The sequence below is a fragment of the Hyphomonas oceanitis SCH89 genome, assembly GCF_000685295.1.
Taxonomy (GTDB): Bacteria; Pseudomonadota; Alphaproteobacteria; order Caulobacterales; family Hyphomonadaceae; genus Hyphomonas; species Hyphomonas oceanitis.
In genome coordinates, this window is the sequence record NZ_ARYL01000146.1 from 1 (window position 1) to 719 (window position 719).

General features: G+C 61.3%; 1 protein-coding gene and 1 pseudogene. Both read right to left on the minus strand.

The genetic code is table 11. The features are described 5' to 3' along the window. Positions 1-260, minus strand: a pseudogene (locus tag HOC_RS20645) (heavy metal translocating P-type ATPase); the annotation flags it as partial. 58 nt (positions 261-318) lie between these two features. Beyond that, on the minus strand, positions 319-719 hold a 401-nt coding region (locus tag HOC_RS20650), incomplete at its 5' end, for an efflux RND transporter permease subunit (RefSeq protein ID WP_035542681.1).

Below are 719 nucleotides of genomic sequence, written 5' to 3' on the forward strand. Positions count from 1 at the left end.
CCTTTGAGAATGCTGCCGACCGCTTCGCGCAAAGTAAAATAACCGCCAAAGCCATACGAGGCGAGCAAGAATAGAAATCCAGTGTTCTCCGGCACAAAACCCAGTTTCGGCCCAAGCCAGCCCACAAGCAGACACGTGCCACACGCGAGGGCAAAGACCAGTTCTGCCCGGCCTCCAAGGAGCTGGTTCAGCCAGCCATCATGCGCGTGACCATGGCTGGTCTCCTTGCGGTCGTGATCATGTTCGTTTGGCGAGGTCAATTGGGTCTCCTATCTGGCCTTGCGCCGTGGGCGGAATACCCGCCCACGGCCCGGGGGCTCACACCGTCACGGCAGGATGGACGTGTTCGGACTCCAGAAGCGAGTGATGGCTTTCCGGCTTCGGAGCGAACCAGCGATGCAGCGCAGGCATCACCAGCAGGGTGAGCAAGGTCGACGAAACCAGCCCGCCTGTCACGACAGTTGCTAGCGGCCGTTGCACTTCGGCCCCGACTCCTGTCGCGAAGAGCAGGGGGGCAAGTCCAAGCGCTGTCGTCATCGCCGTCATCAGAACAGGTCGCGCCCGAAGACCCGCCGCCTCGATGGCGAGATCATCGAGGTTTCGGCCAGCCCGCGCAAAATCATCCATGAAACTAACGAGCACCATGCCGTTTCCGAGGGCGATCCCGAACAGGGCGATGAACCCGACTGTGGCGGGAACCGAAACCGGAAGCCCGGTTA